21 protein-coding genes are annotated in these 23,317 nt (G+C 69.1%); 11 read left to right on the forward strand and 10 right to left on the reverse strand.

Annotated features, from left to right (window positions below; genetic code table 11):
• The first annotated feature begins 110 nt into the window (after positions 1 to 110).
• Positions 111 to 1,208: a hypothetical protein gene (locus ACYVF6_RS09330; RefSeq protein WP_460518636.1), complete on the forward strand. Its 1,098-nt coding sequence runs from the start codon at positions 111 to 113 to the stop codon at positions 1,206 to 1,208.
• On the forward strand, positions 1,205 to 1,546 hold the full coding sequence (locus tag ACYVF6_RS09335; RefSeq protein WP_460518639.1) for a hypothetical protein: 342 nt from the start codon (positions 1,205 to 1,207) through the stop codon (positions 1,544 to 1,546). The genes ACYVF6_RS09330 and ACYVF6_RS09335 overlap by 4 nt, the downstream gene beginning before the upstream one ends.
• Here the strand turns inward: ACYVF6_RS09335 and ACYVF6_RS09340 are convergent.
• Both ACYVF6_RS09340 and ACYVF6_RS09345 read right to left on the reverse strand, forming a co-directional pair.
• A complete protein-coding gene (locus ACYVF6_RS09340) occupies positions 1,543 to 2,061 on the reverse strand; it encodes a hypothetical protein (protein WP_460518642.1) in 519 nt (172 codons plus the stop codon). The two genes, ACYVF6_RS09335 and ACYVF6_RS09340, sit on opposite strands and share 4 nt — an antisense overlap.
• A 25-nt stretch (positions 2,062 to 2,086) precedes the next feature.
• Positions 2,087 to 2,626 carry a hypothetical protein gene (locus tag ACYVF6_RS09345; protein WP_460518644.1) on the reverse strand — a complete coding sequence of 180 codons (540 nt, stop codon included), beginning with the start codon at positions 2,624 to 2,626 and terminating at the stop codon, positions 2,087 to 2,089.
• Between the two features lie 44 nt (positions 2,627 to 2,670).
• On the opposite strand from ACYVF6_RS09345, the gene purB reads away from it, so the two are divergent.
• Positions 2,671 to 4,101: an adenylosuccinate lyase gene (gene purB / locus ACYVF6_RS09350; protein ID WP_460518646.1), complete on the forward strand. Its 1,431-nt coding sequence runs from the start codon at positions 2,671 to 2,673 to the stop codon at positions 4,099 to 4,101.
• On the opposite strand, the gene ACYVF6_RS09355 is transcribed toward purB, so the two are convergent.
• Together ACYVF6_RS09355 and ACYVF6_RS09360 are read right to left on the reverse strand one after the other, a co-directional pair.
• Complete coding sequence (locus ACYVF6_RS09355; protein WP_460518649.1) at positions 4,077 to 7,211, reverse strand: NACHT domain-containing protein; 3,135 nt, start codon at positions 7,209 to 7,211, stop codon at positions 4,077 to 4,079. The genes purB and ACYVF6_RS09355 overlap by 25 nt on opposite strands.
• Positions 7,208 to 9,625, reverse strand: a complete 2,418-nt coding sequence (locus ACYVF6_RS09360; protein WP_460518652.1) for an NACHT domain-containing protein — start codon at positions 9,623 to 9,625, stop codon at positions 7,208 to 7,210. The genes ACYVF6_RS09355 and ACYVF6_RS09360 overlap by 4 nt, the downstream gene beginning before the upstream one ends.
• A 98-nt stretch (positions 9,626 to 9,723) precedes the next feature.
• Between ACYVF6_RS09360 and ACYVF6_RS09365 the strand changes: the two genes are divergently transcribed.
• Positions 9,724 to 11,325 (forward strand): RICIN domain-containing protein, encoded by a 1,602-nt coding sequence (locus ACYVF6_RS09365; RefSeq protein WP_460518655.1) that lies wholly within the window; start codon positions 9,724 to 9,726, stop codon positions 11,323 to 11,325.
• Here ACYVF6_RS09365 and ACYVF6_RS09370 read toward each other — a convergent pair.
• Complete coding sequence (locus tag ACYVF6_RS09370; protein WP_460518658.1) at positions 11,322 to 11,777, reverse strand: DUF1707 SHOCT-like domain-containing protein; 456 nt, start codon at positions 11,775 to 11,777, stop codon at positions 11,322 to 11,324. The two genes, ACYVF6_RS09365 and ACYVF6_RS09370, sit on opposite strands and share 4 nt — an antisense overlap.
• A gap of 110 nt (positions 11,778 to 11,887) precedes the next feature.
• On the opposite strand from ACYVF6_RS09370, the gene ACYVF6_RS09375 reads away from it, so the two are divergent.
• The 3 genes from ACYVF6_RS09375 (at position 11,888) to ACYVF6_RS09385 (ending at position 14,855) form a co-directional block, all read left to right on the forward strand.
• Complete coding sequence (locus tag ACYVF6_RS09375) at positions 11,888 to 12,550, forward strand: hypothetical protein (protein ID WP_460518661.1); 663 nt, start codon at positions 11,888 to 11,890, stop codon at positions 12,548 to 12,550.
• A gap of 143 nt (positions 12,551 to 12,693) precedes the next feature.
• Positions 12,694 to 14,082: a sulfatase family protein gene (locus ACYVF6_RS09380; RefSeq protein WP_460518664.1), complete on the forward strand. Its 1,389-nt coding sequence runs from the start codon at positions 12,694 to 12,696 to the stop codon at positions 14,080 to 14,082.
• A complete protein-coding gene (locus tag ACYVF6_RS09385; protein WP_460518667.1) occupies positions 14,079 to 14,855 on the forward strand; it encodes a metallophosphoesterase family protein in 777 nt (258 codons plus the stop codon). Before ACYVF6_RS09380 ends, ACYVF6_RS09385 begins: the two co-directional genes overlap by 4 nt.
• Positions 14,856 to 14,889: 34 nt before the next feature.
• Here the strand turns inward: ACYVF6_RS09385 and ACYVF6_RS09390 are convergent, their stop codons facing one another.
• A complete protein-coding gene (locus ACYVF6_RS09390) occupies positions 14,890 to 16,626 on the reverse strand; it encodes an RNA polymerase sigma factor (RefSeq protein ID WP_460518670.1) in 1,737 nt (578 codons plus the stop codon).
• Positions 16,627 to 16,858: 232 nt separating this feature from the next.
• Between ACYVF6_RS09390 and purS the strand changes: the two genes are divergently transcribed.
• Together purS and purQ are read left to right on the forward strand one after the other, a co-directional pair.
• Positions 16,859 to 17,101 (forward strand): phosphoribosylformylglycinamidine synthase subunit PurS, encoded by a 243-nt coding sequence (gene purS / locus ACYVF6_RS09395; protein WP_460518673.1) that lies wholly within the window; start codon positions 16,859 to 16,861, stop codon positions 17,099 to 17,101.
• Positions 17,098 to 17,775: a phosphoribosylformylglycinamidine synthase subunit PurQ gene (purQ, locus tag ACYVF6_RS09400; protein WP_460518676.1), complete on the forward strand. Its 678-nt coding sequence runs from the start codon at positions 17,098 to 17,100 to the stop codon at positions 17,773 to 17,775. The genes purS and purQ overlap by 4 nt, the downstream gene beginning before the upstream one ends.
• A gap of 336 nt (positions 17,776 to 18,111) precedes the next feature.
• Here purQ and ACYVF6_RS09405 read toward each other — a convergent pair whose 3' ends face one another.
• From ACYVF6_RS09405 to ACYVF6_RS09415, 3 genes are read right to left on the reverse strand one after another with little or no spacing between them, the layout of a single operon-like run.
• Positions 18,112 to 19,422 (reverse strand): ABC transporter substrate-binding protein, encoded by a 1,311-nt coding sequence (locus tag ACYVF6_RS09405; RefSeq protein WP_460518679.1) that lies wholly within the window; start codon positions 19,420 to 19,422, stop codon positions 18,112 to 18,114.
• Between the two features lie 56 nt (positions 19,423 to 19,478).
• A complete protein-coding gene (locus tag ACYVF6_RS09410; RefSeq protein WP_460518682.1) occupies positions 19,479 to 20,309 on the reverse strand; it encodes a carbohydrate ABC transporter permease in 831 nt (276 codons plus the stop codon).
• Positions 20,310 to 20,316: 7 nt separating this feature from the next.
• Entirely contained in the window at positions 20,317 to 21,204 is an 888-nt protein-coding gene (locus tag ACYVF6_RS09415; protein WP_460518685.1) for a carbohydrate ABC transporter permease, read from the reverse strand.
• A gap of 108 nt (positions 21,205 to 21,312) precedes the next feature.
• On the opposite strand from ACYVF6_RS09415, the gene ACYVF6_RS09420 reads away from it, so the two are divergent.
• Complete coding sequence (locus ACYVF6_RS09420; RefSeq protein WP_460518688.1) at positions 21,313 to 21,474, forward strand: ribbon-helix-helix domain-containing protein; 162 nt, start codon at positions 21,313 to 21,315, stop codon at positions 21,472 to 21,474.
• The gene (locus ACYVF6_RS09425; protein ID WP_460518690.1) at positions 21,471 to 22,202 is read left to right on the forward strand and encodes a hypothetical protein; all 732 of its coding nucleotides are present in this window, start codon (positions 21,471 to 21,473) and stop codon (positions 22,200 to 22,202) included. Before ACYVF6_RS09420 ends, ACYVF6_RS09425 begins: the two co-directional genes overlap by 4 nt.
• Before the next feature lie 63 nt (positions 22,203 to 22,265).
• Here ACYVF6_RS09425 and ACYVF6_RS09430 read toward each other — a convergent pair whose 3' ends face one another.
• A complete protein-coding gene (locus ACYVF6_RS09430; protein WP_460518693.1) occupies positions 22,266 to 23,222 on the reverse strand; it encodes a GNAT family N-acetyltransferase in 957 nt (318 codons plus the stop codon).
• Between the last annotated feature and the right edge of the window lie 95 nt (positions 23,223 to 23,317).

Here is a 23,317-nt window from a genome sequence, read left to right on the forward strand (position 1 = left end):
CCTTCGTTGATGGCCGCCGGCGGGCGGCGCCACCGGAGGATGCTCCTGCGGGACATCCTGACCTATGCGCATACCCGGCCTGACATGATTACCGTCGGACGGTGGTGCGCATGCCCGCATGGGACCAGTGGCGGCCGCGTGATCTCTCCGAGGTCGACGAGACCGAGAGACCGAAGCGGCGGCGCCGGTATGCCCAGTCCTCCCGCAGCCTGATCGACGTCGTACGCGCCGGCGAGGCGCTGGACGATGCCGACACCACCGACGTCCCGTTCGGCAACGGTCACCCGAACGGCGGTCCCGTCGACGCCGGCACCGGCACCTCCACCGACCGGACCACCTGGCCGGAGGGTGTCCGCCGCATCCTCGAGCTCGACACCGAGCTGGAGCCGGGCGTGACGGTCCGCGAGGTGCTCACCGGCTTCACGCCCGCGCGCCTCGGCCTGCCGGACATCCCGCTGACGGACGTGCCCACCTACCTCGCCGACCACGTGCCGTACCGGCCGTGGTTGCGGATGGCCGAGGGCCAGGACCCGCTGGTGCAGCGGGTCTACGCCGTCCTCGACAGCGGGCACGGGCACCTGCTGCAGCGGCACGAGGGCTACGGCGGCGACGGCGCGCAGTTCGAACGGGCGGCGTACCTCCGCGACCCCGCCCAGCGCGGTGATCTCGCGCACTTACGCAGCGTGGACGGCTTCAAGCGCCGCGACCGCCAGCACGGCTGCGGGATCTACGCCACGCGCATCCACGACCCCGTGGCGTTCGCGACGGCCGTGGCGCGGATCCAGGAGCATCCCGCGGTCCGCGAGGCGCTCGACACGCCGTTCACCGAAGGCAAGCGTCCCGAGACGATCGAGTCGGTCACGCTGGCCGAGGTCCTCGGGCAGGACGGGTATCAGGCGTGCAGCGGGTTCTACCTGACCGGCGCCGACCACGACACGGCACGTTCGGACCGGCAGAAGTGGGTGGACGCGATCAGGTCGGCGGTGCCGAGGCACTCGGCCGAACCGGTTGCGGTGCTGGCGGAACGGGCAAGGGAGAAGGCGCTCGCGGCCGGGTTGACCGAGCCGGTCGCGGCGCCGATCGAGAGTTTCGAGGGCGGGCGACTGCGGATCGCGTTCAAGCCGAACCGGGCCAAGGACGGGTACGAGCTGCTGACCATGTTCGCGTCGCCTTCTGCGAGTCCGGAAGGATCCGAGGAACGGTTGTGAGCGAGACCAACGAGAATCGATGGGTCGCCGGGTCCGACCGCCGGTTCGCGACGCTGCTCAGCTACGCGCGGACCTATCTCCACCCCGAGGTCTACAACGACGCGATCGACGACCTGCGCTACCTCCTACGGCTTCCGGAGGAACGTCAGGATCCTGACACGCGCCGCTTCAAGGCGGAGCTCCGCATGGTGATTCTCGGGCAGACCGAAGGGCTGCCGCCGGGAGCGCTGTCGGAGGCAGCCGAATACGACGACGGCGACCAGGACGCGTTCGTCCGCCGGTTGTGGCGGGAGCTGTTTCCGAACGAGCCGTTGCCGGACCGGACGCCGGCGCCCTAGTTCAGCTGGCGATTCAGCCGGCCGAGGTCCACGCCCTTGCGGTCGATGGCGGCTTCGTGGAGCAGCTCCGGGAAGTGCGTACGGATCTCGGTGGCGTCGCCGATGTCGGGCGTGTAGCTCGTGACTGGGGCCGCCTGCGTACCGATGTCGACCGACATCGGCTGGGAGATGGCACTCTTCCCCTGGTCGTTGCTCCGGCACAGCACCCAGACGTAGACGCGGGTCCGGCCGGGCGCGTCGAGTACCGGCTCCTCGCCGAGTTCCTGGACCGCGCAGTTCAGCTGGTCACCGCTGTTGGTGCCCCAGGCCTTCCTCTGCTCCTTGGTGACGTGGGCGGCGACCGTACGCTCGTGCTCGGCGCGGACGGCAGGCGCGAGGTCGGCGGCGAGCTTCAGCTGGCTTTCGGGCCGGTGAACCAGCAGCATGACAGTCGGCGGGATGGCCAGCACGACGACGGCGATCACGATCGCGATCAGCGTCCGGTTCCGTCGTGTCGTGCCAGCTGCGTTGCTCATCGGACCCGATTCTGCACCAGGTTCCTCAGCGCTGCTCCAGCTCCTGGGTGAGCCGCTCGAGGTCGATGCCTTCCTGCTTCAGGACGGTGTCGTGCAGCCGTTGCGGGAAGTGCTGGCGGATGCTCGGTGCGTACCCGGCGCCCTCCTCCGGCAGGAAGCTCACCACCGGCCCGTCCGGGCCACCGAGGTCGACCGACAGCGGCATGGACGTCGCGGACGGGTCGGCGCTCGTGGTCCGGCACACGATCCAGGCGTAGACGCGCGTCTGGCCCTGGACGTTGGGCACCGGTCCCTCGGCGAGCTCCTGAGCGGCGCACTGCAGCTGGCCGCCGGACGAGCCCTGGAGCGCGTTCTGCGCGCGCTCGACGTGCGTGGCGACCGTACGCTCGCGCTCGGTGCGTTCGGCCTGGGGAAGGTCGCCGGCCAGCCGCAGGCCGTTGTCCGCCCCGCGGCTCGTGATCAGCCCGACGACCGGCGCGGCCAGCAGAGCGAGCAGGACGATCGCGATCACGATCAGGGCGGCCTTGCGCCGCCCGGACCACTGGGCCGTTGCTCGTCCGCTCATCGCTCGATTGTTCACCAATCGGGGCCGGCAGGCACAATGGAGGCGTGCCGAAGCCTGTGATCCCTGACGTCCTCGCCGCTCGTTACGCCTCCGCTCCGCTCGTGGAGCTGTGGGCGCCGGAGCGCAAGATCGTTCTCGAGCGTCAGCTGTGGATCGCGGTGCTGCGAGCGCAACGCGAGCTTGGCGTCTCGGTGCCCTACGACGTGATCGCCGCGTACGAGGCGGTCGTCGACCAGGTGTCGCTGGAGTCGATTGCCGAGCGCGAGCGGCTCAACCGGCACGACGTGAAGGCGCGGATCGAGGAGTTCAGCGCGCTCGCGGGGCACGAGCACATCCACAAGGGGATGACCAGCCGGGACCTCACCGAGAACGTCGAGCAACTGCAGATCCGGGCGTCGCTGGAGCTGCTGCGTTCGCGTGCGGTCGCCGCTCTCGTACGGCTGGGGGCGCGGGCGGGCGAATACTCCGGGCTGGTGCTGGCCGGGCGCTCCCACAACGTGGCCGCGCAGGCCACGACGCTCGGCAAGCGGTTCGCGTCGGCTGCCGACGAGCTGCTGGTGGCGTTCGAGCGGCTGGAGGACCTGATCGCGCGCTACCCCCTGCGCGGCATCAAGGGCCCGGTCGGCACCGCCCAGGACCAGCTCGACCTGCTCGACGGCGACACGTCGAAGCTGGCGGAGCTCGAGCAGAGGGTCGCGGCGCACCTGGGCTTCGCACGGGTGCTGACGAGCGTGGGCCAGGTCTATCCGCGCTCGCTGGACTACGACGTGCTGACCTGTCTTTCGCAGCTTGCCGCGGCACCGTCCTCGTTCGCGACGACGATCCGGCTGATGGCGGGGAACGAGCTGGTGACGGAGGGCTTCAAGGCGGGCCAGGTCGGCTCGTCGGCGATGCCGCACAAGATGAACACCCGCTCGGCGGAACGGATCAACGGGCTCGCGGTGATCCTGCGCGGCTATGTCGCCATGACCGGCGAGCTGGCCGGCGACCAGTGGAACGAAGGCGACGTGTCGTGCTCGGTGGTGCGGCGGGTGGCGCTGCCCGACGCCTTCTTCGCCGCCGACGGGTTGTTCGAGACGTTCCTCACCGTCCTCGACGAGTTCGGCGCGTTCCCGGCGGTGGTGCAGCGCGAGCTCGACCGCTACCTCCCGTTCCTCGCGACGACCAAGATCCTGATGGCCGCAGTGCGTCGTGGAGTGGGCCGAGAGGCCGCGCACGAGGTGATCAAGGAACACGCGGTGGCGGTCGCCCTGGAGATGCGCGAGAAGGGCACGGCCGACAACGACCTGTTCGACCGGTTGGCGGCCGACGGTCGCCTCGGCCTCACCCGCGACGACCTCGCCACGTTGGTCAGCGACCCGCTGTCGTTCACCGGTGCCGCGACGGCCCAGGTGGCCACCGTGATCGAGCGCATCGAGGAGATCGCCGCGAAATACCCCGAGGCCGCCGCCTACGATCCGGCTCCCATCCTCTGAGCGCCACAGCTGCCGCCGGCCGGATCGCTGCCGGGGTCACTGCCGGTGCCGCTTCCCGCGCTGCTGCCCGTGCCGTCGCCGCCGAGCTCGATCTCCAGGCCGGGTTTGCCGGACAGCACCGAAAGGTCGAGGTTGCCTGGGCAGTCGACGATCCGCAGCCGGCGCAGCCGCGGCAGGTCGCGTACTGCTCGTAGGTCCGGCGCACGGTGCAGGCGGACGAGCTCCAGCTCCTCCAGGCCCTCCAGCGACGCGAGGAACCCCAGCCGGATCGGCACGTGCCAGTACGCGAGCGTCAACCGCCGAAGCGCTGTCAGGTCGGCCAGCGGACCGAGATCGGGGGTCCAGAGGTCTGCCAGGACGAGCTCCTCCAGGCAGTCCCACCAGTGCGTGAGGTAGGAGACGTCGAGCAGATAGGGCCAGTTGCGCAGCTCGAGCCGGGTCGGGCGAGCGAGGAAACCGAGCGCGTGGAGGTCGTTGCGGCCCTTGACGTTGGCCAGGCCGAGCTCGAGCATCGGCACGCGTACGTTCGACAGCGCGAGGTTGGTGAGTCCGGAGAGGCGAGGCAGCTCCGAGAGTCTGGTGCCGTACGCGTTCAGCGAGAGCGAGGTCAGCTCCGGAAGGTCTTCGAGACAGGACCAGTTGCTCGACGGCACGGTCACGGTCAGGCCGGTCAGCTTGCGAAGCGCCGGTACGAAAGCGAGATCGCACTCGCCCCGGCGGAACGTGCAGCGCAGGTCGCGCAGGTTCGTCAGGTGCCGCAGGCCGGGTACGAGCTCGGGGTCGGACAGGTCGAGCCGGCCGTCGTGCAGCGGTGCCTCGGCGAGCACGACCTTCGCATACGACTCGACGTCGAACCGCTTCCACGCCGACAGCAGTGCGTCGACGACCTGCTCGCGGCTGTCGGCCTGGAAGCTGGACAGGAACTGCAGCGCCTCCTCGCCGCCGATGCGGGCAGCGGTGTAGATCAGCCAGCTCGCATCCTCGGCGGATGCCGTCGATGCCGACTGGGCGAGCAGATCGAGCACGAAGTCGCCGGCCACGGCCAGCGCGTCCGCGGCCTTCTTCGTACGCGGCGGGATCAGCCGCCTGGCCCGGCTGCGTACCTCGGCCTGGAGCTCCGGCGCGATGTCCGGCGAGTTCTCCAGGAACGCGACGGCCAGCGGATCGTAGTAGTCGCGCCGGTGCCGCTGGCGCAGTCCGGGGTAGAGCAGGCCGCGCAGCAGCCGGTCGGCATCGCCTCGCGTGACGTGCAGGCCCGCCATCACGACGACCTCCCGCCACAGGTCCAGCTCGGCGTTCTGGATCAGCAGGCCGATCTCGTCGTACTCGACGGCGGCCTTGGCGGCGAGGTACTCCTGGAACGTCCGGTGGATGAAGTCGACCCGGTCCGCGATCGGCTGCCGGAGCAGGCCGGGTCGTTCGAGCAGGTACCGCAACACCTCGTCGGTGCTCGCCTCGACCCGCGTGAGCGACTGCAGCCGGGCGTCGATCCGGGCGCGTACGCGGGCCGTGTCGGCGTCGGTCTCACCGTTCTTCAGCAGCCAGTACGCCAGGTCCTGCAGCAGGATGACCTGCTCCGTGTGCGCCAGGTCCACGGCCGGCTCGACGCCGCGAGCCTCGTCCCAGCGTCCAAGCAGCATCTCCAGCGCGGTCTTGTAGAGCGTCTGCCGGTCGCTCGGCAGCGAGCGGTTCTCGCGCTGCAGGGCGCAGAGCAGTGCGCACAGCAACGGGGTCTCCGCGATTCGCCGCAGGTTGCGCCGGCTGGCGATCGCGTGCAGCAGTTGGCGTTCGTAGCCGTCGAGCTCCTCCCACTCCTCGCGCTCGACGCACTGGGCGCGCATCGCGTCGTACCAGCGGTGGACGAACGTGCGTACGTCCAGGGGCGTCATCGGCTGCAGCTCGGCGGCCGTGAAACCGAGGCCGTCGAGCCACTCCGGTCCGACGGCGGCGGGCCGGGACGTCACGACGTAGCGGGCGCGGGGCCAGGCGGTGGTGAGCTCGGTGAGCCACTCGCGTACCCCTTCGCGCTGGTGCGCGGGCAGCTCGTCCACGCCGTCGATGAGGACGACGGCCCGGCCGGACTCCAGCAGCTTCCGTGTCCAGCCGGGCGGCGCCTCGTCGGCGATGTGCCGGCCGACGTGGCCGAGGAACTGGCCGACGCTCGGCAGCTCGCGCTTGGCGTACCGGCGAAGCGGGATGAACAGCGGAACGGTGTCGTTCCACGCCGGCCGCTCGCCGGACTCGGCGCCGGCCTCCACCGGCAGGTCGCGGCTCGCGCAGCGGACGGCGATCCACTGCAGCAAGGTGGACTTGCCCGCGCCCGCGTTGCCGTGGATCAGCAGCCGGGACTGGTCGGCGAGGATGTCGTCGACCCGGACGTTCTGCGCGCCGTGGGCCGAGACGTTGAGGCTGAGATACGCGACGGAGAGCGGGTACCGCCGGCTCGGCTCGGACAGCCGGACGCCGAAGATGCGCATCCGGTCCAGCGTCGCGACGACCTGCTGGCGGTAGTCGGCCTCGAAGTCGGACGCCGAGTGGCGTTCCGGCATCCGGTCGAGCACGGTCCGAACCAGCTCGAGCGTCTCGGTCTCGCGACGTAGCAGCTCGGTCAGGACGCCGGTCTGGAACCCGGGCAGTGTCGTCGTGATCTGGACGAGCGAGCCCGCGCACTCTCTCAGCAGGCGGTCGTAGAACGCGGTGCCGGTCTCGGACAGGCCGCGCTGTCGTGGCACGTCGGGCACGGCCGAACGCAGGTAGCGGTCGAGGTAGCCGGCATCCAGGTCGAAGTCGAACAGGTCGTCGTCGGTGAGCGCTGCCCGGTCGAACGTGTGGCGTACGGCGTCGGTGGCCGCCTCCTTCTCGTTGTCTTCCAGCGTGGAGAACTCCCTTTCCAGCAGGGGTTTCAGGCGCAGGACGACGGCTTCCTCTAGGTGTTGGACGAGCCGGTTGAACCTGCGGCGATCGAGCGCGCCGGGGATGCGGGCACTGAGGACATCGACGACGCTGAGCGCCGCATCGGCGGCGACCGGCTTGTCCCGCAGCCACAGCTTCATGGCGACCTTGATCACGGCCGTCCCCAGCCCGATGGCCGCGGTCTCGATTCCGGTCACGTGGCCTGCTTCCACTCGACAACGATGCCGCGTCTCTCGAACTCGGCGAGGACGTCTCTCAGGTCCAGGCGCGCGCGATCCGCGTCACTGGCTTCGTACACGAGTCTTCTGAGGTTCCGGAGATGGCGGAGTCCGGCGACCTTGTTGGGATCGCGGATGGTGAGGCTCTCGAGGTCCAGCACCGAGCCGCGGAGCACGACCCTGGCGTACTCCTCCGGATCGAACCGGTCCCAGGTGTCCCACAGTGCTTGTTTGGCGGCGTGTGACGGATCGTTGGCGAAGCGCGCGACGAACCGCATGGCGGCGTCGCCGCCGATGTATGCCGCCGCCCGGATCGTGGCCGCGACCTCCGCCGGCCCGGTCGGCGTCGACTTGGCCAGCAGGTCCAAGACGAACTCGCCGCCCCGGGCGAGAATCCGGGCGGTGCCATCGTCCCTGGGTGGGAGCAGTCCGGACGTACGTCGCTGGATCTCCTCGCGCAACGCCGGGTCGAGGTCCGGCGAGGTCTCCAGGCAGGCGACCGCCAGCAGGTCGAGCCGGTCGCGGAACTGCCGCTTGCCGATTCGCTTGCGCAGCAAGCCTTTCAGCAGCTCATCGCGCTGCTTGCGGGAGGCGTGACCGGCCGCCATCACCACGACTTCGTGCCACGGTTCGAGATGCGAGTGGTCGATCAGCACGCCGATGTCGTCGGCCTCGACGGCGGCCTTGGCCGCGAGGTAGTCCTGGAAGCTCCTGTGCACGAAGTCCATCCGGCCGACGACCGCCTCCCGGAGCAGGCCCGTCCGCTCCAGAAGCCGGCGATACATCGCCTCGGGAGCCTCGCCGCTGTGCGCCGTCGACTCGAGCGTCTTCGCCAGGCGTTCGACGACACGTTCGCGTGCGGCATCGACCAGGCCGTTGCGCACCATCCAGTAGGCGAGATCGGACAGCAGCACGATCTGCTCGGTGCGCGTCAGCGTGGCCAGCCCGCGTTCCTTCTCGCGGCTCTCCAGCAGAACCGTGAGCGTCGTCTCGTACAGCTCCATCCGGCTTTCGGGGATCTCGCCGCGTTGCTCGCGATGCATCGCACACAACAACGCGCACAGCAAGGGGTTCTCGGACAACCGGCGGAGTGCGCGGCGATCGGCGATCGTGTCGATGAGACGGGCTTCGAGCTCGGTCAGCTCGTCGATCTCGTCCTGCTCGACGCACTGGGAACGCATTGCCTCGTGCCAGCGGTGCACGAACGACCGGACGTCGGCAGCCGTCATCGGCTGCAACTCGGCCACCGCGAAGCCGTAGTCCTCGAGCCAGTCAACCTCGACCGCGGCTGGCCGGGACGTCACGAAGTAGGTCGCCTTGGGGAAGGTCTCGATGAGCTCACCGAGCCAGGCGTGTACGTGCGGTCGCCGGTCCTCGGGCAGCTCGTCCACGCCGTCGACGAGCACGATCCCACGTCCCGTTCGGAGCGTCTCCTGAACCCAGCCGGGCGGCATCTCGTCGGCGATGTGCCGGCCTATGTCGTCCAGGAACCGTTCCGGCGTAGGCAGCGGGTCGGTCGCGAACCGGCGCAGACGCAGGAAGAACGGCATGCGCCAGCCCTTGCCCCTGCGCCGGACCGCGACCCACTGCAGCAGCGTGGTCTTTCCGGAGCCTGCCTCCCCGCGGATCAGGAGCCGGGACTTCACCTGGATCACGTCGTCGGCGGGCAGGCTGCCGGTCTGATCGGTCTGATTGGACAACCGCAGGCTGAGGTAGGCGACCGAGAGCGGATACCGGCGGGTCGGCTTGGAAACGCGGGCGCCGAACAGGTACATCCGATCCAGCGTGGTGAGCACCTGCTGGCGGTAGTCGGCCTCGAAGTCGCTGGCTCCTCGTCGGTGCGGCAACCGGAGCAGCACCTGAGTAACCGCATCGAGCGTCTCGGACTCGCGGCGCAGGAGCTCCGTCAGGACGCCGGCTTGGAACGTCGGCAGCGTCTTGGTGATCTGCACCAGGTAGATGCAGCACTCCATCAGCAGCCGGTCGTAGAACGCGTTCCCGTCCGTGGAGAGCAGATACCGTTCGGCGACGCCGGGCACAGTCTGGCGGATATACCGGTTCAGGTAGGCAGGATCCAGGTCGGAGGCGAAGAGATCCTCATCAGTCAGGGCGGCCTGTTCCAGCGTCTCCCGGACGGCAGCGATGACCGCCTCGCGTTCGTCGAGGCGCTCGAGCTCTGCCTTCAGCGCGCGTTCCAGGCGTACGGCGACGACCTCCTCGAGCTGGTCGAACAGCCGCTGGGTCTTGCGTTTGGACAAGGCGTCAGACGCTCGGCCGATCAGCAGGTCGACGGCGCTGGCGCTCGCGTCGGCGGCGATCGGGCGGTCTCCGAGCCAGAGCTTGACCGCGCTCTTCACCACGGCGCCGCCGAGCGCCAGCGTTACCCCCTCCATGCCCCCTCCATAGGCACAAGCCTGACCGTCGCGGCAGCTAGCTGCAACCGGTTCGCCACCCGTTGACGCGGATTCGGGCCGCTTCTAACGTTGAAAACATGCGCGTGAGCCGATTCCTCCTCGCGATCTGCCTGATCGGACTGTTCGCCGCGACGCTGCCCGGAACGGCGTCCGCGGCAACTGGCACCAAGCTGATGAACGACGTGTCGTTCTATCCGCGTTCGATCCGGCTGCAGCACAGCGGCGCCGCGAACGGGCGGATCGTCGCCAACGTCGCCAGCGACACGGCGCGTGGTGCGGACGGCGTGATCTTCGAGAGTACGAACAACGGCGCCTCCTTCCAGCAGGTCGGCCGCGTCGAGGATCCCTGGGGTGCCGCGGGACGTGGCGGCTGCTGCGAGAGCCTCTTCGAGCTGCCGCAGCAGATCGGCTCGATGCCCGCCGGCACGTTGCTGTGGGCCGGCTCGATGGGCCGGCAGGCAAACCAGTCGCAGCTGCGGATCTGGAAGAGCAACGACATCGGCCGTACGTGGTCGTACGTTTCGTCCTGCTACGCCACTCCCAACGGCCTCGGCCTCTGGGAGCCGGAGCTGTCGGTCGACGCTGCCGGCCGGTTGGTCTGTCACTTCGCCGACGAGACCGAACAGCCGGCGCGCAGCCAGATCCTCTCCCGCACGGTCTCGACGGACGGCGTCAACTGGAGCGCGAAGTCGCAGACCGTCGCGAGCACGACCAGCGGGCACCGGCCGGGCATGCCGGTCGTGGAGAAGCTGCCGAACGGCACGTACTACATGGTGTACGAGATCTGCGGGCTCGCCGGGCAGTACCACTGCGAGCTGCGCTTCCGTACGTCCGCCGACGGCTGGAACTGGGGCAGCGTCACCAACCTGGGCGCGCGGCTGACCACGCTGGACGGCAAGTACTTCACGCACACGCCGAACCTCGCCTGGGTGCCCAACGGCACGCCGAACGGTCGCCTGCTGCTGATCGGGCAGGTGCTGACGAACGCCAACGGGTCGGTCGCCGCCGGCAACGGCGCGACGATGTTCGTCAACACCGAGAACGGCAACGGCAACTGGTTCGAGGCATCGTCGCCGGTGTCGGTGCCAGGCGCGCGCGACAACGTGTGCCCCAACTACAGCTCCAGCCTGCTCCCGTCGACCGACGGCAACTCCGTACTCGAGATCGCCACCGACTACGACCCGGCCGACAATCGCTGCAAGGCGTACTTCGCGACCGGGCCGGCGGAGGGCAGCGGGGACGCGGCGGGCGTGAGCGACGGTACGTACCGCCTGCGCAACACGATGAGCGGCCACTGCCTCGACGTCGCCGGCGGGTCGTCGCAGCCTGGCGGGAACGTCCAGCAGTGGACGTGCAACGACCTGTGGCCGCAGAACTTCGTGTTCACCTCGCGTGGTGGCGGGGTGTACCAGCTGAAGAACGCCGGCAACGGCCTCTGCGTCGGTGTGGCGGGCGGGTCGACCGCGCCGGGTGCGAACGTACAGCAGGAGACGTGCACCGGGGCGGCCTCGCAGGACTGGGTGCCGGAGAACGCCGGCCGCGGCTACTACTACCTGAAGAACCGGAACAGTGGGCTCTACCTGGACAACGCGGGCGGATCGCTCAACCCGGGTACGAACGTGGCGCAGTGGACGCGGAACGAGCTCGCGCCGGAGATCTGGAAGCTGGAGCGCCGTTAGCGGTAGCGGCGCCGGTTGCGGTCGCGGCCGTCGCCGCCGAGACCGTGGGCGAGGTTGATCGCGGCCATGATGCCGAGCGGGAACGCAGGCCAGTAGAAGGCGAAGTGCTGGCTGCTGATGACAGTGAACAGCCAGATCACGTTGAGCAGCACCGCGATGCCGATCCAGCCGCGCCAGCGGTCGAGCATCGCCTTCCGGGCGGCATCACGGCGGCGTTCCTCCGCGGCCCGCTGCTCCTGCTCGACCTGCGCCTTCGACAGCGGCAGGTCGTCGACGATGCGTTCGAGCTCGCCGAGCGTCTTGGCGCCCATCGCCTGCGCGAGCCGGGCGTCGTATTCACCCATGTCGAGCCGGCCTTCTGCGAGCGCGTCGCCCAGCCGCTCAGCGATCTGGTCGCGGTCTGAGTCGGCTGCCCGCATCTCGGGCCTGCGTTCGGGTCTGTTGTCGTTCATCGCTCCGGTCCGTAGCCCTTCCTCTCACGAGTCTGACACGGCTTTCCAAAGGCCCGCCAGGCACCGGCCAGGCGGTGGAACCGAACCGTGACGTGCGGTGTACCGGCACCATGAGGAAGCGTTATGTTCAAACGATCGGGGCGCTCGTGGGGTGCCTGGTTCTGCTTCTGTTGGCGAGCGGGCCTGCTTTCGCCGGTGGGCCGACGAGTGTCCTGCTGGTCTCACCGGGTAACGGCCGGACGGCGTCGCTCTACACCTCCGAGCCGGCGTACGGCCAGCTGCTCTCGGCCCTGGGGGAGAACCCCGTCGCTGAGCGGGGCGGCCCGTCGTGGCACTCCAACCCGGGCACGTCGCAGATCAACGTAACCTGGCTGGTCCACGACGTGTCGGTGTGGCGAGTGGACCGCATCGTCCTCGACTACAACGGCACGACGTGGATCGAGACCCAGGGCTCCCTGACGGAAACCGTCGACTGGGACAAGCCGGGCATCTGGCACAAGGCTCAGGATCCGGCGGTTGTGCGCGCCCTGGTGACCGAGCTGGGCCTGGTCGGCAAAGCTGTGGCAAAGCCCCAGCCGACAGCGTCGGTCGAGCCATCGGCGGCGCCGGTAGCCGCCCAGTCCCCGGCCAATGTGGGCAGCGGTGGTCTGTCCGGCTGGTGGCTCCTCCCCGCGGCGATCGTCGGCCTGGCCCTCGGCCTCGCTGCCCGCCCGGCCCTGACCCACCTCCGCGCCCGCGAACCCCACCAACAGTTGATCGACGTCCAACCCTGAGCACACGGCTTGGCTTCGCAGATCACGCAGATCCTCGATCCGATTGAGCTCCTCACGAGCTTCGAGGCCGAGCGAACGGACCCTCCATACGCACAGCGTGGCCACAACCGGACCGCACTCGCCACTCCGGGCAGGATGGACAGATGGCTCGACGTCCGAATGTCCTGTTCATCCTGTCCGACGATCACGGGTACGCCGACCGGAGTGCTCTCGGGATCGACCCCGCCGTCAGTACGCCCAGTCTCGACCGGCTTGCCGCCGAAGGCGTCTCCTGCACCAACGGCTATGTCACGGCGCCGATCTGCAGTCCGTCGCGCGCCGGGATCATCTCTGGGCAGTATCAGGCGAGGTGGGGTGCCAAGTGGTTCGACAGCTCCAGCTTTCCGCCGCCGCACACGCCCACGATCGCGGAGCGGTTCGAGCAGCTGGGCTACAAAACCGGCTATTTCGGCAAGGTGCACTACGGCAAGGAGGACATCGGCGATCGGGCTTGTCCGCCGCACCACGGGTTCGGCGAGACGTACTACGGGCTGGCCGGCAAGCAGATGGGGCGGCTCAACTATCTGCGGCACTCCAAGCAGGCGGTGGAGGAGTACGGCGAAGAGGCGCAGTGGAAGATGGCCGTCCAGCCGATGCTCGAAGGCGACAACGAGGTCGACCTCGAAGGCTTCCTCACCGACGAGCTCGGCCGGCGTGCACGCGAGTTCGTCGCGAGCCACGAAGAAGAGCCGTTCTTCCTGATGGTCGCGTTCAACGCGGTGCACAACTTCTGCTTCCAGCTCCCCGACGAGGAGCTCGACAAGCGCGGGCTGGAGAAGTACGGCGACTGGGATCCGAAGACGTCGGAGTACGTCGACTGGTACGACGGCGCGATCTCGCCGAACCTCCCAGACGGACGCGCGTACTACCTCGCGCAGCTGGAGCTGATGGACGCCCAGATCGGCAAGCTGCTCGACGAGCTCGACCGGCGCGGCCTCGCCGACGACACCATCGTCGTCTACAGCACCGACAACGGCGGCTCCACCTGCAACTTCGGTGTCAACACGCCGTTGGCAGGTACGAAGTACACCCTGTTCGAGGGCGGCATCCGCGTCCCCTACCTCATCCGGTGGCCGAACGGGAGCATCAGCGGCGGCCGGACCTACGACGGTGTCATCAGCACGCTCGACCTCTATCCCACGCTGCTCTCAGCCGCCGGCGCCGACCAGGAACAGTGGGCGCACTCCGACGGCATCGACCACACCCGCGCGCTCAGCGGCGACGAGCACGCACCCATCCGCCAGACGATGCACTGGGACTGCGGCTTCCAGTGGGCCGTACGCGACGGCGACTGGAAGCTCCGCTACGCCGAAGCCGGCCCCAACGCCGACGCGCTGAGAAGGACCGAGCACACCGACATCGGCGTCGGGTTCACGCTCACCAACCTCCGAGACGACATCGGCGAAACGAACGACCTGTCGACCGTCCATCCTGAGATAGTGGAGCGGCTCAAAGCCAGTCATGAAGCGTGGCAGAAAGAAGTGAGCCGATGACGATCGCCGTACTCTCCGACATCCACGCGGTGCTCCCGGCGCTGGAGGCCGTGCTCGCCGAGCCCGACGTGCGGACGGCCGAGCGCATCGTGCTGACCGGCGACCTCGCCGCCGGGCCGATGCCGGTCGAGACGCTGGATCTGCTGGCAGGATTGGGGGATCGGGCGATCTGGGTACGCGGTAACGCCGACCGCGAGCTGGTCGAGATCAGCCGGGGCGGCGAGCCGTCGATCCCGGACGCGATCGCGAGCTGGGCGGCCACGCAGCTGCGTCAGGACCAGCTCGAACGCCTCGACAGCCTGCCGCTGACGCTCACGCTCGACGTGGACGGAGTCGGAAAAGTGCTGTTCTGCCACGCGATTCCCACCGACGACGAGGAGGTCGTCCTCGTCGACTCCCGGCTCGAGCGCTGGGAGGAAGTCTTCGCCGGCCTCGATCCGGCCGTACGAACGGTCGTGTGCGGCCACACGCACATGCCGTTCATCCGGCTCGCGTACGGCCGGCTGGTGGTGAATCCGGGCAGCGTCGGCATGCCGTACGGACGAGCGGGTGCCCACTGGGCCCTGCTGGGAAAGGGAATCGAGCTTCGGGTGACGGAGTTCGACTACGACGCGGCCTGCGCCCGGATCGCCGCCGAAAGTGGATACGCCGACCCGGACAGCGACCTGCCGGACGCCGCCGCGTGGGCCGACTATTTCGTACGGGCGAAGGCAACTGACGCCGATGCCCTGAACGCGTTCGGCCCACGCGACGGCCGGGCCACGCCGGGCTGACGCAGACGACGCCCGGCGCGACCGGAGGAGGGACCTACCAGTAGTTGTAGGGCCCGAAGGTCCACATCGGCCCGAAGAGGAAGGAGTTCTCCTGGCCGAGGCCGTCCTCCATCCGCCAGCTCTGAGTGGTCCAGGCCGGCTGCATGCCCGGTCCCGCGCCGTACTTTTCATGCGGGTCGCCCGGCCCTCGAGGCCCATGCGGCCCGTGCGGGTCGTCCGTCGGCGTCGCCGTATCCGGCGGGGTGGCCGTTTCGGTCGGCGTCGCCGTGTCGGTTGGCGTGGCGGTGTCGGTCGGAGTCGCGGTTTCGGTGGGAGTCGCGGTGTCCGTCGGCGTCGCCGTCTCGGTCGGAGTCGGGTCAGGCGTGTCGGTCGGCGTCTGCGTGGGGGTCTTCGTCGGATCGTCGGTCGGGGTCACTGTTGACGTGGGCGTCTCCGTTGGTGTCTGCGTTGGCGTCTCGGTGGGCGTCTCTGTCGGGGTGTCCGTCGGCGTCGGCGTGGGGGTCGGCGTCGGCGTTTCGGTCGGATCCGGGTCGGGCGGTCCGGGGTCGTCCGGGCCAGGGCCAGGATTGCCGGGGCCAGGATTGCCCGGGTCGGTCGAGTCGTCCGGGCCCGGCATCTGCGTCGGAATCGGGAACGACTGCGGCTGTCGCGGGTAGCCCTGATCGACCGGAGTGCCGTCGGGTTTGGTCACGACCGGCAGGAACGGCGGCGTCGGCCAGCTCGCGGCGTAGCGGTTGCGGCCCCGCGAGGTCTGCGTCCTCGTGAGGTACGGCGTCAGGTCGGCCGCCTGCTGGGTTTCCGGCTTCGCCCCGGAACGTTCGAGCAAGCCGTTGTTCGGCAGCCCCGGATAGAACGACAGCGCGCCCTGCGGCAGCCCGTCGAACGTCGCGTGCCCGCCGTTGCCGACGTACGACAACATTCCCCAGGCCGCCACAGCCACCGCCGCGGCCGCACCGACCGCCGCGATCGCGAGCCCGCGTCCGGTCGCGCCGACGATCTGGCGCGTCTTCACATAGACCGGCACTCGAGCCGTGGAGACCTCGACCGCACGGACGTACCCGGACGCGTAACCACCGAGCACCGCCGTGGCCAGGATCAGCCCGAGCCGGTCGTCGATCGTCGTCAGCCGGGTGTAGAGCAGATGGCAGCGGTCACACCGGTCGAGGTGCTCCTCGACCCGCAGCGCCTCTTCTTCCTCCAGTCGCCCGGCGCCATAGGCCGGCAGCCGGTCGACGGTGGTCCGGCACCGCTTCGGCTGTACGTCGGCCAGGTTGCGCCTGGCGGTGTAGTGCTGCAAGGCGGCGCGGGCGCGCTCGCCCAACGCCTCCACATCGTCGACGGAGAGCCCGAGCAACCTCCCGATCTGCTCGGACGGCTCACCTTCGACATCGCGGTGCCACAGCACGACCTGCCAGTCTTCCGGCATGGCGTCATAGGCGTACGCGGTGATCGATGCGGCATAGGTCTCGGCATCGACATCGCCGTCGAGCACGGGTGGCGCGACGTCGTCCGGTGTGCCGAGAACGGTCAACAACAAGTGGGTACGGAAGGCGGTATGCGGCCCGTCCCCCGAACGCAACGCGTCGAGGACTTCCGTATAAGCCCGCAGGACAAGGTCCTCGGCATCGGTCCGGTGCTTGGAGATGAGGCGCGCCAATCTGCGCGCGGCGGACTCGTGGCGCCGGAACAGCTCGTCATAGGCGGTCGCGTCGCCTCGGCGCGCGGCCTCAATGAGTTCGGGATCGGTACGTATAGTGGACTTAATGGACATCGGGTTGGTGGCCCCCAGCCGATAGCAACTTTCTGTAGTCGTACGATGCGGCTGCGTGACCCCGGCGCCCTGAACTTAGCGGGTTCTTTTGCATTCCGCTACCCCCTTTGCCGGACAAATCCGGTGAGTGAGGAACTTCCCGCCAGTCGCCGGTTAAAGGGGCGCGTGCAGGCCTCGATTAGGCTGGGCGACGGCAAAGCTTCGGCAAGAGCGTCAGCTAAGGAGCGTGAAGGTGGCCCGCGTCGTTGTGGACGTCATGCCCAAGCCGGCGATCCTCGATCCGCAAGGCCAGGCCGTTTACGGCGCGCTGGGCCGGCTCGGATTCGATGGCATCGCGGGCGTACGGCAAGGCAAGCGGTTCGAGATCGAGGTCGAGGGTGAGCTCACCGAAGAGCGCCTCGCCGAACTGCGCCGGGCGGCGGAGACGCTGCTCGCCAACACCGTGATCGAGGACTTCGAGGTACGCGTCGGATGAGCGCGCGAGTCGGTGTCGTCACGTTCCCTGGCTCCCTCGACGACGGCGACGCGCGCCGGGCCGTACGCCTTGCCGGCGGCGAGCCGGTGGCGTTGTGGCACGCGTCGGAGTCGCTCGACGGGGTCGACGCGGTGGTGCTGCCGGGAGGCTTCTCCTACGGCGACTATCTCCGCTGCGGCGCGATCGCGCGGTTCGCGCCGATCATGTCCGAGGTGATCGCCGCGGCCAACGGCGGCCTGCCGGTGCTCGGGATCTGCAACGGGTTCCAGGTCCTGTGCGAGTCGCACCTGCTGCCGGGCGCGCTGGTGCGCAACGACCGGCGCAAGTTCGTGTGCCATGACCAGCGGCTTCGGGTGGAGGACGCCTCGACGCCGTGGACGTCGGGCTACGAAGTCGGCCAGGAGATCGTGATCCCGATCAAGAACGGCGAAGGCGGCTTCGTCGCCGACGAGCCGACGCTGGACCGGCTGGAGGGTGAGGGGCAGGTCGTCGTGCGGTACGTCGACGGCAACCCGAACGGGTCGTACCGGGATATCGCCGGGATTCGCAACTCGCGGGGGAACGTGGTCGGGCTGATGCCACATCCGGAGCATGCGGTCGAGGACCTCGTTGGTCCGACGTCAGATGGTCTGCCGTTCTTCACGTCAGTGCTGAAGGCCCTCGTCGCTGGCTAGGTTTCCGATGAGGGCTTGTGGCGGGGGTCTCGCTGATGCCGCAGTGGCCTGGGCGGGTCGTGATCTCGAGGCCGAAGCCGGGGGCGGCGGCGGATTGTGTTTGGGTGGCCCCTCCAAAGTCAAGACGCTGTCTCACGCCGGCGAGCGATTCCTTTTCAGGCTTCGCTCTTCGTCGGCTCTGGCTCGGATGCCGGCGTGAGACAGCATCTTGACTTCGGAGCCTCTGCCACCCATGGCAGGCACTTGTAGGCAGGCTCCGCCTGCCTCTTCTGGCCCGCCGCCGCCCCCGACTCCGACCTCGAGATCACGACCGGCGTTGGCGCGGGCCTTTCCGCCTCAGCCGGTCACCGCGTCGTTGGCGGCCTTCTCCGCCTCGGCCAGGCCCGCCTGCACCGGCTTGCGGCCGAGGAAGATCTCCTCCAGCACCGGCGTCATCGCGGTCAGGCCGGCCTGGATGTTCGGGCCTGCCTGGGCCGGGATCGTCTTGCCCTCGCTAGCCGTCACGAACGGGGTGACGTCGACCTTCTGGTCGGCCCAGTAGTCGAGGAACGACTGCTCAGCAGCCGTTACGCCCGGGAAGGCGTACCCGCCCTCGGCGATCGCCTTCTGGCCCTCGGCCGAGCCGAGCCACTTCATGACCTCGACCGTGGCGTCCAGGTGCTTGGTCTTCGCGTACCCGACCGCCGCCACACCGTGCACCGCCGACACGCGGCCCGCCGGTCCCTCGAGCATCGGCGCGATCGCCCAGTCGAACTTCGCGTTCTCCTGGATGTCCTTCAGGCGGTACGGTCCCGACTGGTACATCGCGAGCTTGCCCTGGACGAACAGGTCGCGCGTCTTCTCGCCGTTCTGGTTGGTGTCGGCCGCCGACGGTGAGACGTGCTGCTTGTTGATCAGGTCGACGGCGTACTGCACGCCTGCCACGGTCTGCGGCGACCGCAAGGCGAACGTGTCGCCCTGCTGCCAGACTCCGCCGTTGGAGCCAACGAAGTCCAGGTAGATCGCCTGCGAGTCGAGCGCGGAGTTGAAGCCCCACTGCTTGACCTGCTTGGCGTCGAAGCCCGGCTGCCCGGCCGACTTCCCGGCCTGGTCGAGCGTCAGCTTCTGTGCCGCCGGCAGGAACGTGTCGGCCGCGCCGCCCGCCGGCGACCACTTCAGCGAGGTGGGGTCGACGCCCGCCGCCGCGACCAGATTCTTGTTGTAGAACAGGGCGATCGAGTCCCACAGCTGGGGTACGCCCCACAGCTTGCCGTCGCGTGTGTAGATGTCGACGACCGACTGCTTCCACTTCGACTTCGCGGACGCCCCGAGCTTGGCGTCGACGTCGACCAGATCGCCGTTGTCGGCGTACGTCGCGAAGTTCGCGGTGTTGGTCCAGAAGATGTCGGCCATGTCGCCGCTCGCCACGTCGTTGGGCAGCCGCGTCCAGTAGTCGGCCCACGGGATCAGCTCGACCGACACGTCGATGTTCTTGTGGGTCTTCTCGAACTCCGCGAACGACTTCTCGTACGCCTTGGCCACCTGCTCGTCCCACAGTCGGAACGTGACCTTCGTCTTGCCGGACGGGCCGTTGCCGCCGGAGCTGTCGTCGTCGTTGGCGGCGGGCGAGCAGGCCGCCCCGGCCAGCGCCAACACTGCCGCGGACATGACGGCGGCCGCCGTGAACTGTCTTCTCCTGAAGCGCATTCCTCTGGTTCCCTTCTCTACCTCAAGCCGGTCAGCGAGATCGAACGAACGATGTGCCGCTGGAAGACCAGGAAAACAAGCACGAGTGGCGCCATCGCGATCGTGGTGGCGGCCATCACCAGCGTCCAGTTGCCGTTGTACTGCGTCTGCAGGTTCGCTGTCGCGACCGTCATCACCCACCATTCCTTGCGGCTCGCGATCATCAGCGGCCACAGGAAACTGTTCCAGTGCGTCACCACCGTGATGATCGCCAGCGTCGCGAGGATCGGCCGGCTCATCGGGATCACGACGTGCCAGATCACCCGCAGCGTGCCGGCGCCGTCGAGTCTCGCGGCGCTCAGCAGGTCCTCGGGGATGCCGCGGAAGTACTCCCGTAGCAGGAAGATGGCGTACGGCGAGCCGAACACGAGCGGCAGCACCAGCCCCCAGAACGTGTTCTTCAGGCCGGCGGTCGTCAACATCGCGTACAGCGGGATCAGCGTCACGATCTGCGGAACCATCAACGTGGACAGGTAGACCCAGAACAGTGCGTCGCGGCCGGGGAAGCGCACGCGGGCGAACGCGTACGCCGCGAGCACCGAGCAGCCGAGCTGGCCGACCAGGATCACCAGCACCATCTGCAACGTGACGGCGATGGGCGCGATGAAGTCGTAGCGGTCGCCGAACAGGCTGGCGTAGTTGTCGAGCGTGAACGGGCTCGGGAACGTCAGTGCGGGCTGCTGTGCGAACTGCGCCGAGGTCTTCAGCGACGTCAGCAGGCTCAGCAGGTACGGGCCGAGAGTGAGTGCCGCGCCGCCCAGCAGGACGGCGTACGTCAGCACGTTCGCCACGAGTCGTCTCGTCGTCATCGGCGGCTCATGAGAGGTCGTAGGTGATCCGGCGGCGGAAGTACAGCTGCTGCGCGATGGTGACGGCGACCAGCAGTACGAACAGCACGAGCGCGATCGCGGCGGCGCGGCCCAGGCGTAGCGCCTCGAACGCCTCGAAGTAGATCCGGGACGCGATCACGTCGGTCTTGCCGGCCGGGCCACCGCCGGTCATGGCGTAGACCGTGTCGAACACCTGGAAGCTCGAGATGATGCCGGTGACCAGCACGAAGAACGTCGTCGGGCGTAGCAGCGGCAACGTGATCCGGCTGAACGTCTGCCAGCCGCCGGCGCCGTCGATGCGGGCGGCCTCGTAGATCTGGCCGGGGATCGCGTTGAGGCCGGCGAGGAAGAACAGCGTGACGTACCCGACCTGGCTCCACACCGTCACGGCGGCGACTGCCGGGAGCGCGAGGGCAGGGCTGGTGAGCCACTCGACGCGCTGACCGATCAGCGCGTTGAGCGCGCCGTCGGACGGGTCGAAGATCCACTTCCAGACCACGCCGAGGGCGAGCGGGGCGCTGATCCATGGGATGACGTAGATGACGCGGAGGACGTTCGAGCCGGGGAGGCTCCGGTTGAGGAGTAGTGCGGTGGCGAGGCCGAGCGCTGTCTGCAGGGGGATCACGAGCAGCACGAACAGGCTCGTGACCAGGAACGAGTTGCCGACAGCCGGGTCGGTGAAGATCGCGCGAAAGTTGTCGAGACCGGCGAACGTGGCCGGCGTGATGAGGTTCCACTTCTGCAGGCTGAGCCCGAGCACGACGAACACGGGGAACACCAGGAACAGGCTGACGCCGACCAGGCTGGGGGTGAGCAGGAGGTAGCCGGTGGCGGCCTCCCGCCTTGCCAGCCTGTGCCGTCGCGCGCTTGTCATGGCCCCTTCTCTTTGTCCCGCTTGGCGATCTTATGGCGGTGACCGGTTGTGGATGGCGCAAGCCTGGGTCTTGCCTTCCTCGGACGTAGATTGCTAGCATTCTTGGTCATGGGCGAGAGTGCAGCCAAGGCGCAGATGAACGTCACGCTGCCGTCGGCGTTGATCCGGCGGGTGAAGCACAAGGCCATCGACGACGGCGCGAGCCTGGGCCACCTGGTGGAGCAGGCGCTGACGGAATACCTGGAACGACACGGAGAGGCAGCCGGATGAGTGGCGCGAACGTTGGCACGGTTGAGGTGGAGGTCCGCCCGCTGCGGTTCACCGCCTCGTTGGCACGGATGCGGGAGTTCCTGGCGCTGCTCGGCTTCTCGGCGAGGGCGACCAAGGCGGATCTCTGGGCCACCCTGGTCGGCGAGTCGGGGCAGGTCGCGCTGCACGACGTCGCGGTCAGTGCCGCGGGCGGCCGGGCAGGTGAGACCGGCTTGTGGTTCGAGGCCTCCGACCTCGACGGACTGGCGGTGCGGTTCGCTGAGGCCGGCGTCGGCGACGTCACGATCGAGGACGAGGCCTGGGGCCGCGTACTGACCGCCCGCGGCGGCGGAGCGGAGCTCGGCTTCGACGATCAGCCGACCGACTTCTACGGCTCTGAGGTCCACGAGCCCGAGCCGCGGCACGGGATCACGGCAGTGGCGGTGGTGACGGGCGCACCGACCGGGCCGATCGACCGGCTCCTGGAGGCGGCGGGCTGCACGCGGCTGCCTTCCGGTGCGGACTCGGAACGGATCTGGCGAGGCAGCGGTGGCGGGCTGGTGGCGTTGTCCGCGGAGAATGCGGCGGAGGGGGAGCAGTCGCAACGGTTGGCGTTCCGGACCCGCGAGCCACTGACCGACCTGGCAGCCCGCCTCGAAGCCGCCGGCCACCCGGTGGTGGCGAGATCGGACACCGAGCTCCTCGTGACCGACCCGGACGGCCAGACCGTGCCGATCCGGACGGCCTGACGCGTCAGTCAGCGCTTCTGGGCCGAAGGTCTTCGGCGAGGCCCTTTCCAGGTCAACGATCTCTCAGAAGTCGATGCGCATGACGGCGCGGCGGTTGCCGGGGCGGCTGACCTCGGCGAGGCCCGCGGCGGCGAACGTGCCCGGCGTGCCGACCGAGCCACCGTCGACGAAGTCGGGGTAGGCCTCGAGGGCGCCCGCGCCGCGGGCGCGGGCGAACGGCACCGCGGCGCGGGCCAGGGCCGCCGAGATGCCGCGGCGCCGGTAGCCCGCCCGTGTGACGAAGCAGGTCACGGCCCACACCGTCGGGTCGGTGCGGTCTTCGTTGCGGCCCAGCCACGGTATGCGGTAGTCCCGCAGCAGCCGGGCGTGATCCGCCCGAGGCGCCACCGCGCACCAGCCGACCGGCTCGCCGTCGAGGTAGGCCACCAGTCCGCTGGTCGCCTTCGCCTGGCGCGATCCGCAGGCCGTCTGGTCGCGCAACCGGGCGGCCAGCTCCTCCGGCCCTTCCGACGCCCACGACTCCTTCGGCAGCATCCGAAACCGCTGGCACCAGCACCTCCCCGGATCCCCGGCACCGAAGATCGCCTGCAGGTCCGCCCACGACGCCTGGTTGGCCGGCACGATCCGGAGTTGCTCGTCCGTCACCGGCTCCCGCGAGCCCACCACCCGCGGCGCCCGCTTCGCCGCCGGCCGCTTCTTGCCAGCAGCAGCGGCAGGAGCAGCCTTCCGCGCCGGCGCCTCGAAGGTCAGCTGTACGTCCACCGCATCGCCGGCCTCCAGCCCGGCAGGCTTGCGCACCCCGTCCTTCAGTGGCAGGAGGTACCCACCGTCCTTCGGCCACAGCGACGTCTTCCACTCCGTACGACCGATCCGGGCCCGGATCGGCAGCATCCCCCAGCCGTAGCTGGCCGACAGCGCCGTCTCCCGCAACGCCGCACCGGCCTCAGCCGGCACGGGCACGAAGTAGTACGGCGCCGGACCGCGCCATTCGATGATCTCGGCGGTGAACTCCTGGTCCATGTCAGCAGAGCCTAAGCGCCATTCCGGACAGTCCGCTTCCGGTTCACGCCCACAGCTTCCCCCGGTTGACGACGACCCACCCGCAGCGGCCAGGT

The sequence above is a fragment of the Flindersiella endophytica genome (assembly GCF_054779015.1).

What these genes read in the sequence shown, in the direction of transcription:
- ACYVF6_RS09330 (WP_460518636.1), top strand. Translation starts at nt 111, where the DNA reads ATGCCCGCATGGGACCAGTGGCGGCCGCGTGATCTCTCCGAGGTCGAC.
- ACYVF6_RS09340 (WP_460518642.1), bottom strand. Translation starts at nt 2,061, where the DNA reads ATGAGCAACGCAGCTGGCACGACACGACGGAACCGGACGCTGATCGCG.
- ACYVF6_RS09345 (WP_460518644.1), bottom strand. Translation starts at nt 2,626, where the DNA reads ATGAGCGGACGAGCAACGGCCCAGTGGTCCGGGCGGCGCAAGGCCGCC.
- ACYVF6_RS09360 (WP_460518652.1), bottom strand. Translation starts at nt 9,625, where the DNA reads ATGGAGGGGGTAACGCTGGCGCTCGGCGGCGCCGTGGTGAAGAGCGCG.
- ACYVF6_RS09365 (WP_460518655.1), top strand. Translation starts at nt 9,724, where the DNA reads ATGCGCGTGAGCCGATTCCTCCTCGCGATCTGCCTGATCGGACTGTTC.
- ACYVF6_RS09370 (WP_460518658.1), bottom strand. Translation starts at nt 11,777, where the DNA reads ATGAACGACAACAGACCCGAACGCAGGCCCGAGATGCGGGCAGCCGAC.
- ACYVF6_RS09375 (WP_460518661.1), top strand. Translation starts at nt 11,888, where the DNA reads ATGAGGAAGCGTTATGTTCAAACGATCGGGGCGCTCGTGGGGTGCCTG.
- ACYVF6_RS09380 (WP_460518664.1), top strand. Translation starts at nt 12,694, where the DNA reads ATGGCTCGACGTCCGAATGTCCTGTTCATCCTGTCCGACGATCACGGG.
- ACYVF6_RS09385 (WP_460518667.1), top strand. Translation starts at nt 14,079, where the DNA reads ATGACGATCGCCGTACTCTCCGACATCCACGCGGTGCTCCCGGCGCTG.
- ACYVF6_RS09390 (WP_460518670.1), bottom strand. Translation starts at nt 16,626, where the DNA reads ATGTCCATTAAGTCCACTATACGTACCGATCCCGAACTCATTGAGGCC.
- purQ (WP_460518676.1), top strand. Translation starts at nt 17,098, where the DNA reads ATGAGCGCGCGAGTCGGTGTCGTCACGTTCCCTGGCTCCCTCGACGAC.
- ACYVF6_RS09405 (WP_460518679.1), bottom strand. Translation starts at nt 19,422, where the DNA reads ATGTCCGCGGCAGTGTTGGCGCTGGCCGGGGCGGCCTGCTCGCCCGCC.
- ACYVF6_RS09410 (WP_460518682.1), bottom strand. Translation starts at nt 20,309, where the DNA reads ATGACGACGAGACGACTCGTGGCGAACGTGCTGACGTACGCCGTCCTG.
- ACYVF6_RS09415 (WP_460518685.1), bottom strand. Translation starts at nt 21,204, where the DNA reads ATGACAAGCGCGCGACGGCACAGGCTGGCAAGGCGGGAGGCCGCCACC.
- ACYVF6_RS09420 (WP_460518688.1), top strand. Translation starts at nt 21,313, where the DNA reads ATGGGCGAGAGTGCAGCCAAGGCGCAGATGAACGTCACGCTGCCGTCG.
- ACYVF6_RS09425 (WP_460518690.1), top strand. Translation starts at nt 21,471, where the DNA reads ATGAGTGGCGCGAACGTTGGCACGGTTGAGGTGGAGGTCCGCCCGCTG.
- ACYVF6_RS09430 (WP_460518693.1), bottom strand. Translation starts at nt 23,222, where the DNA reads ATGGACCAGGAGTTCACCGCCGAGATCATCGAATGGCGCGGTCCGGCG.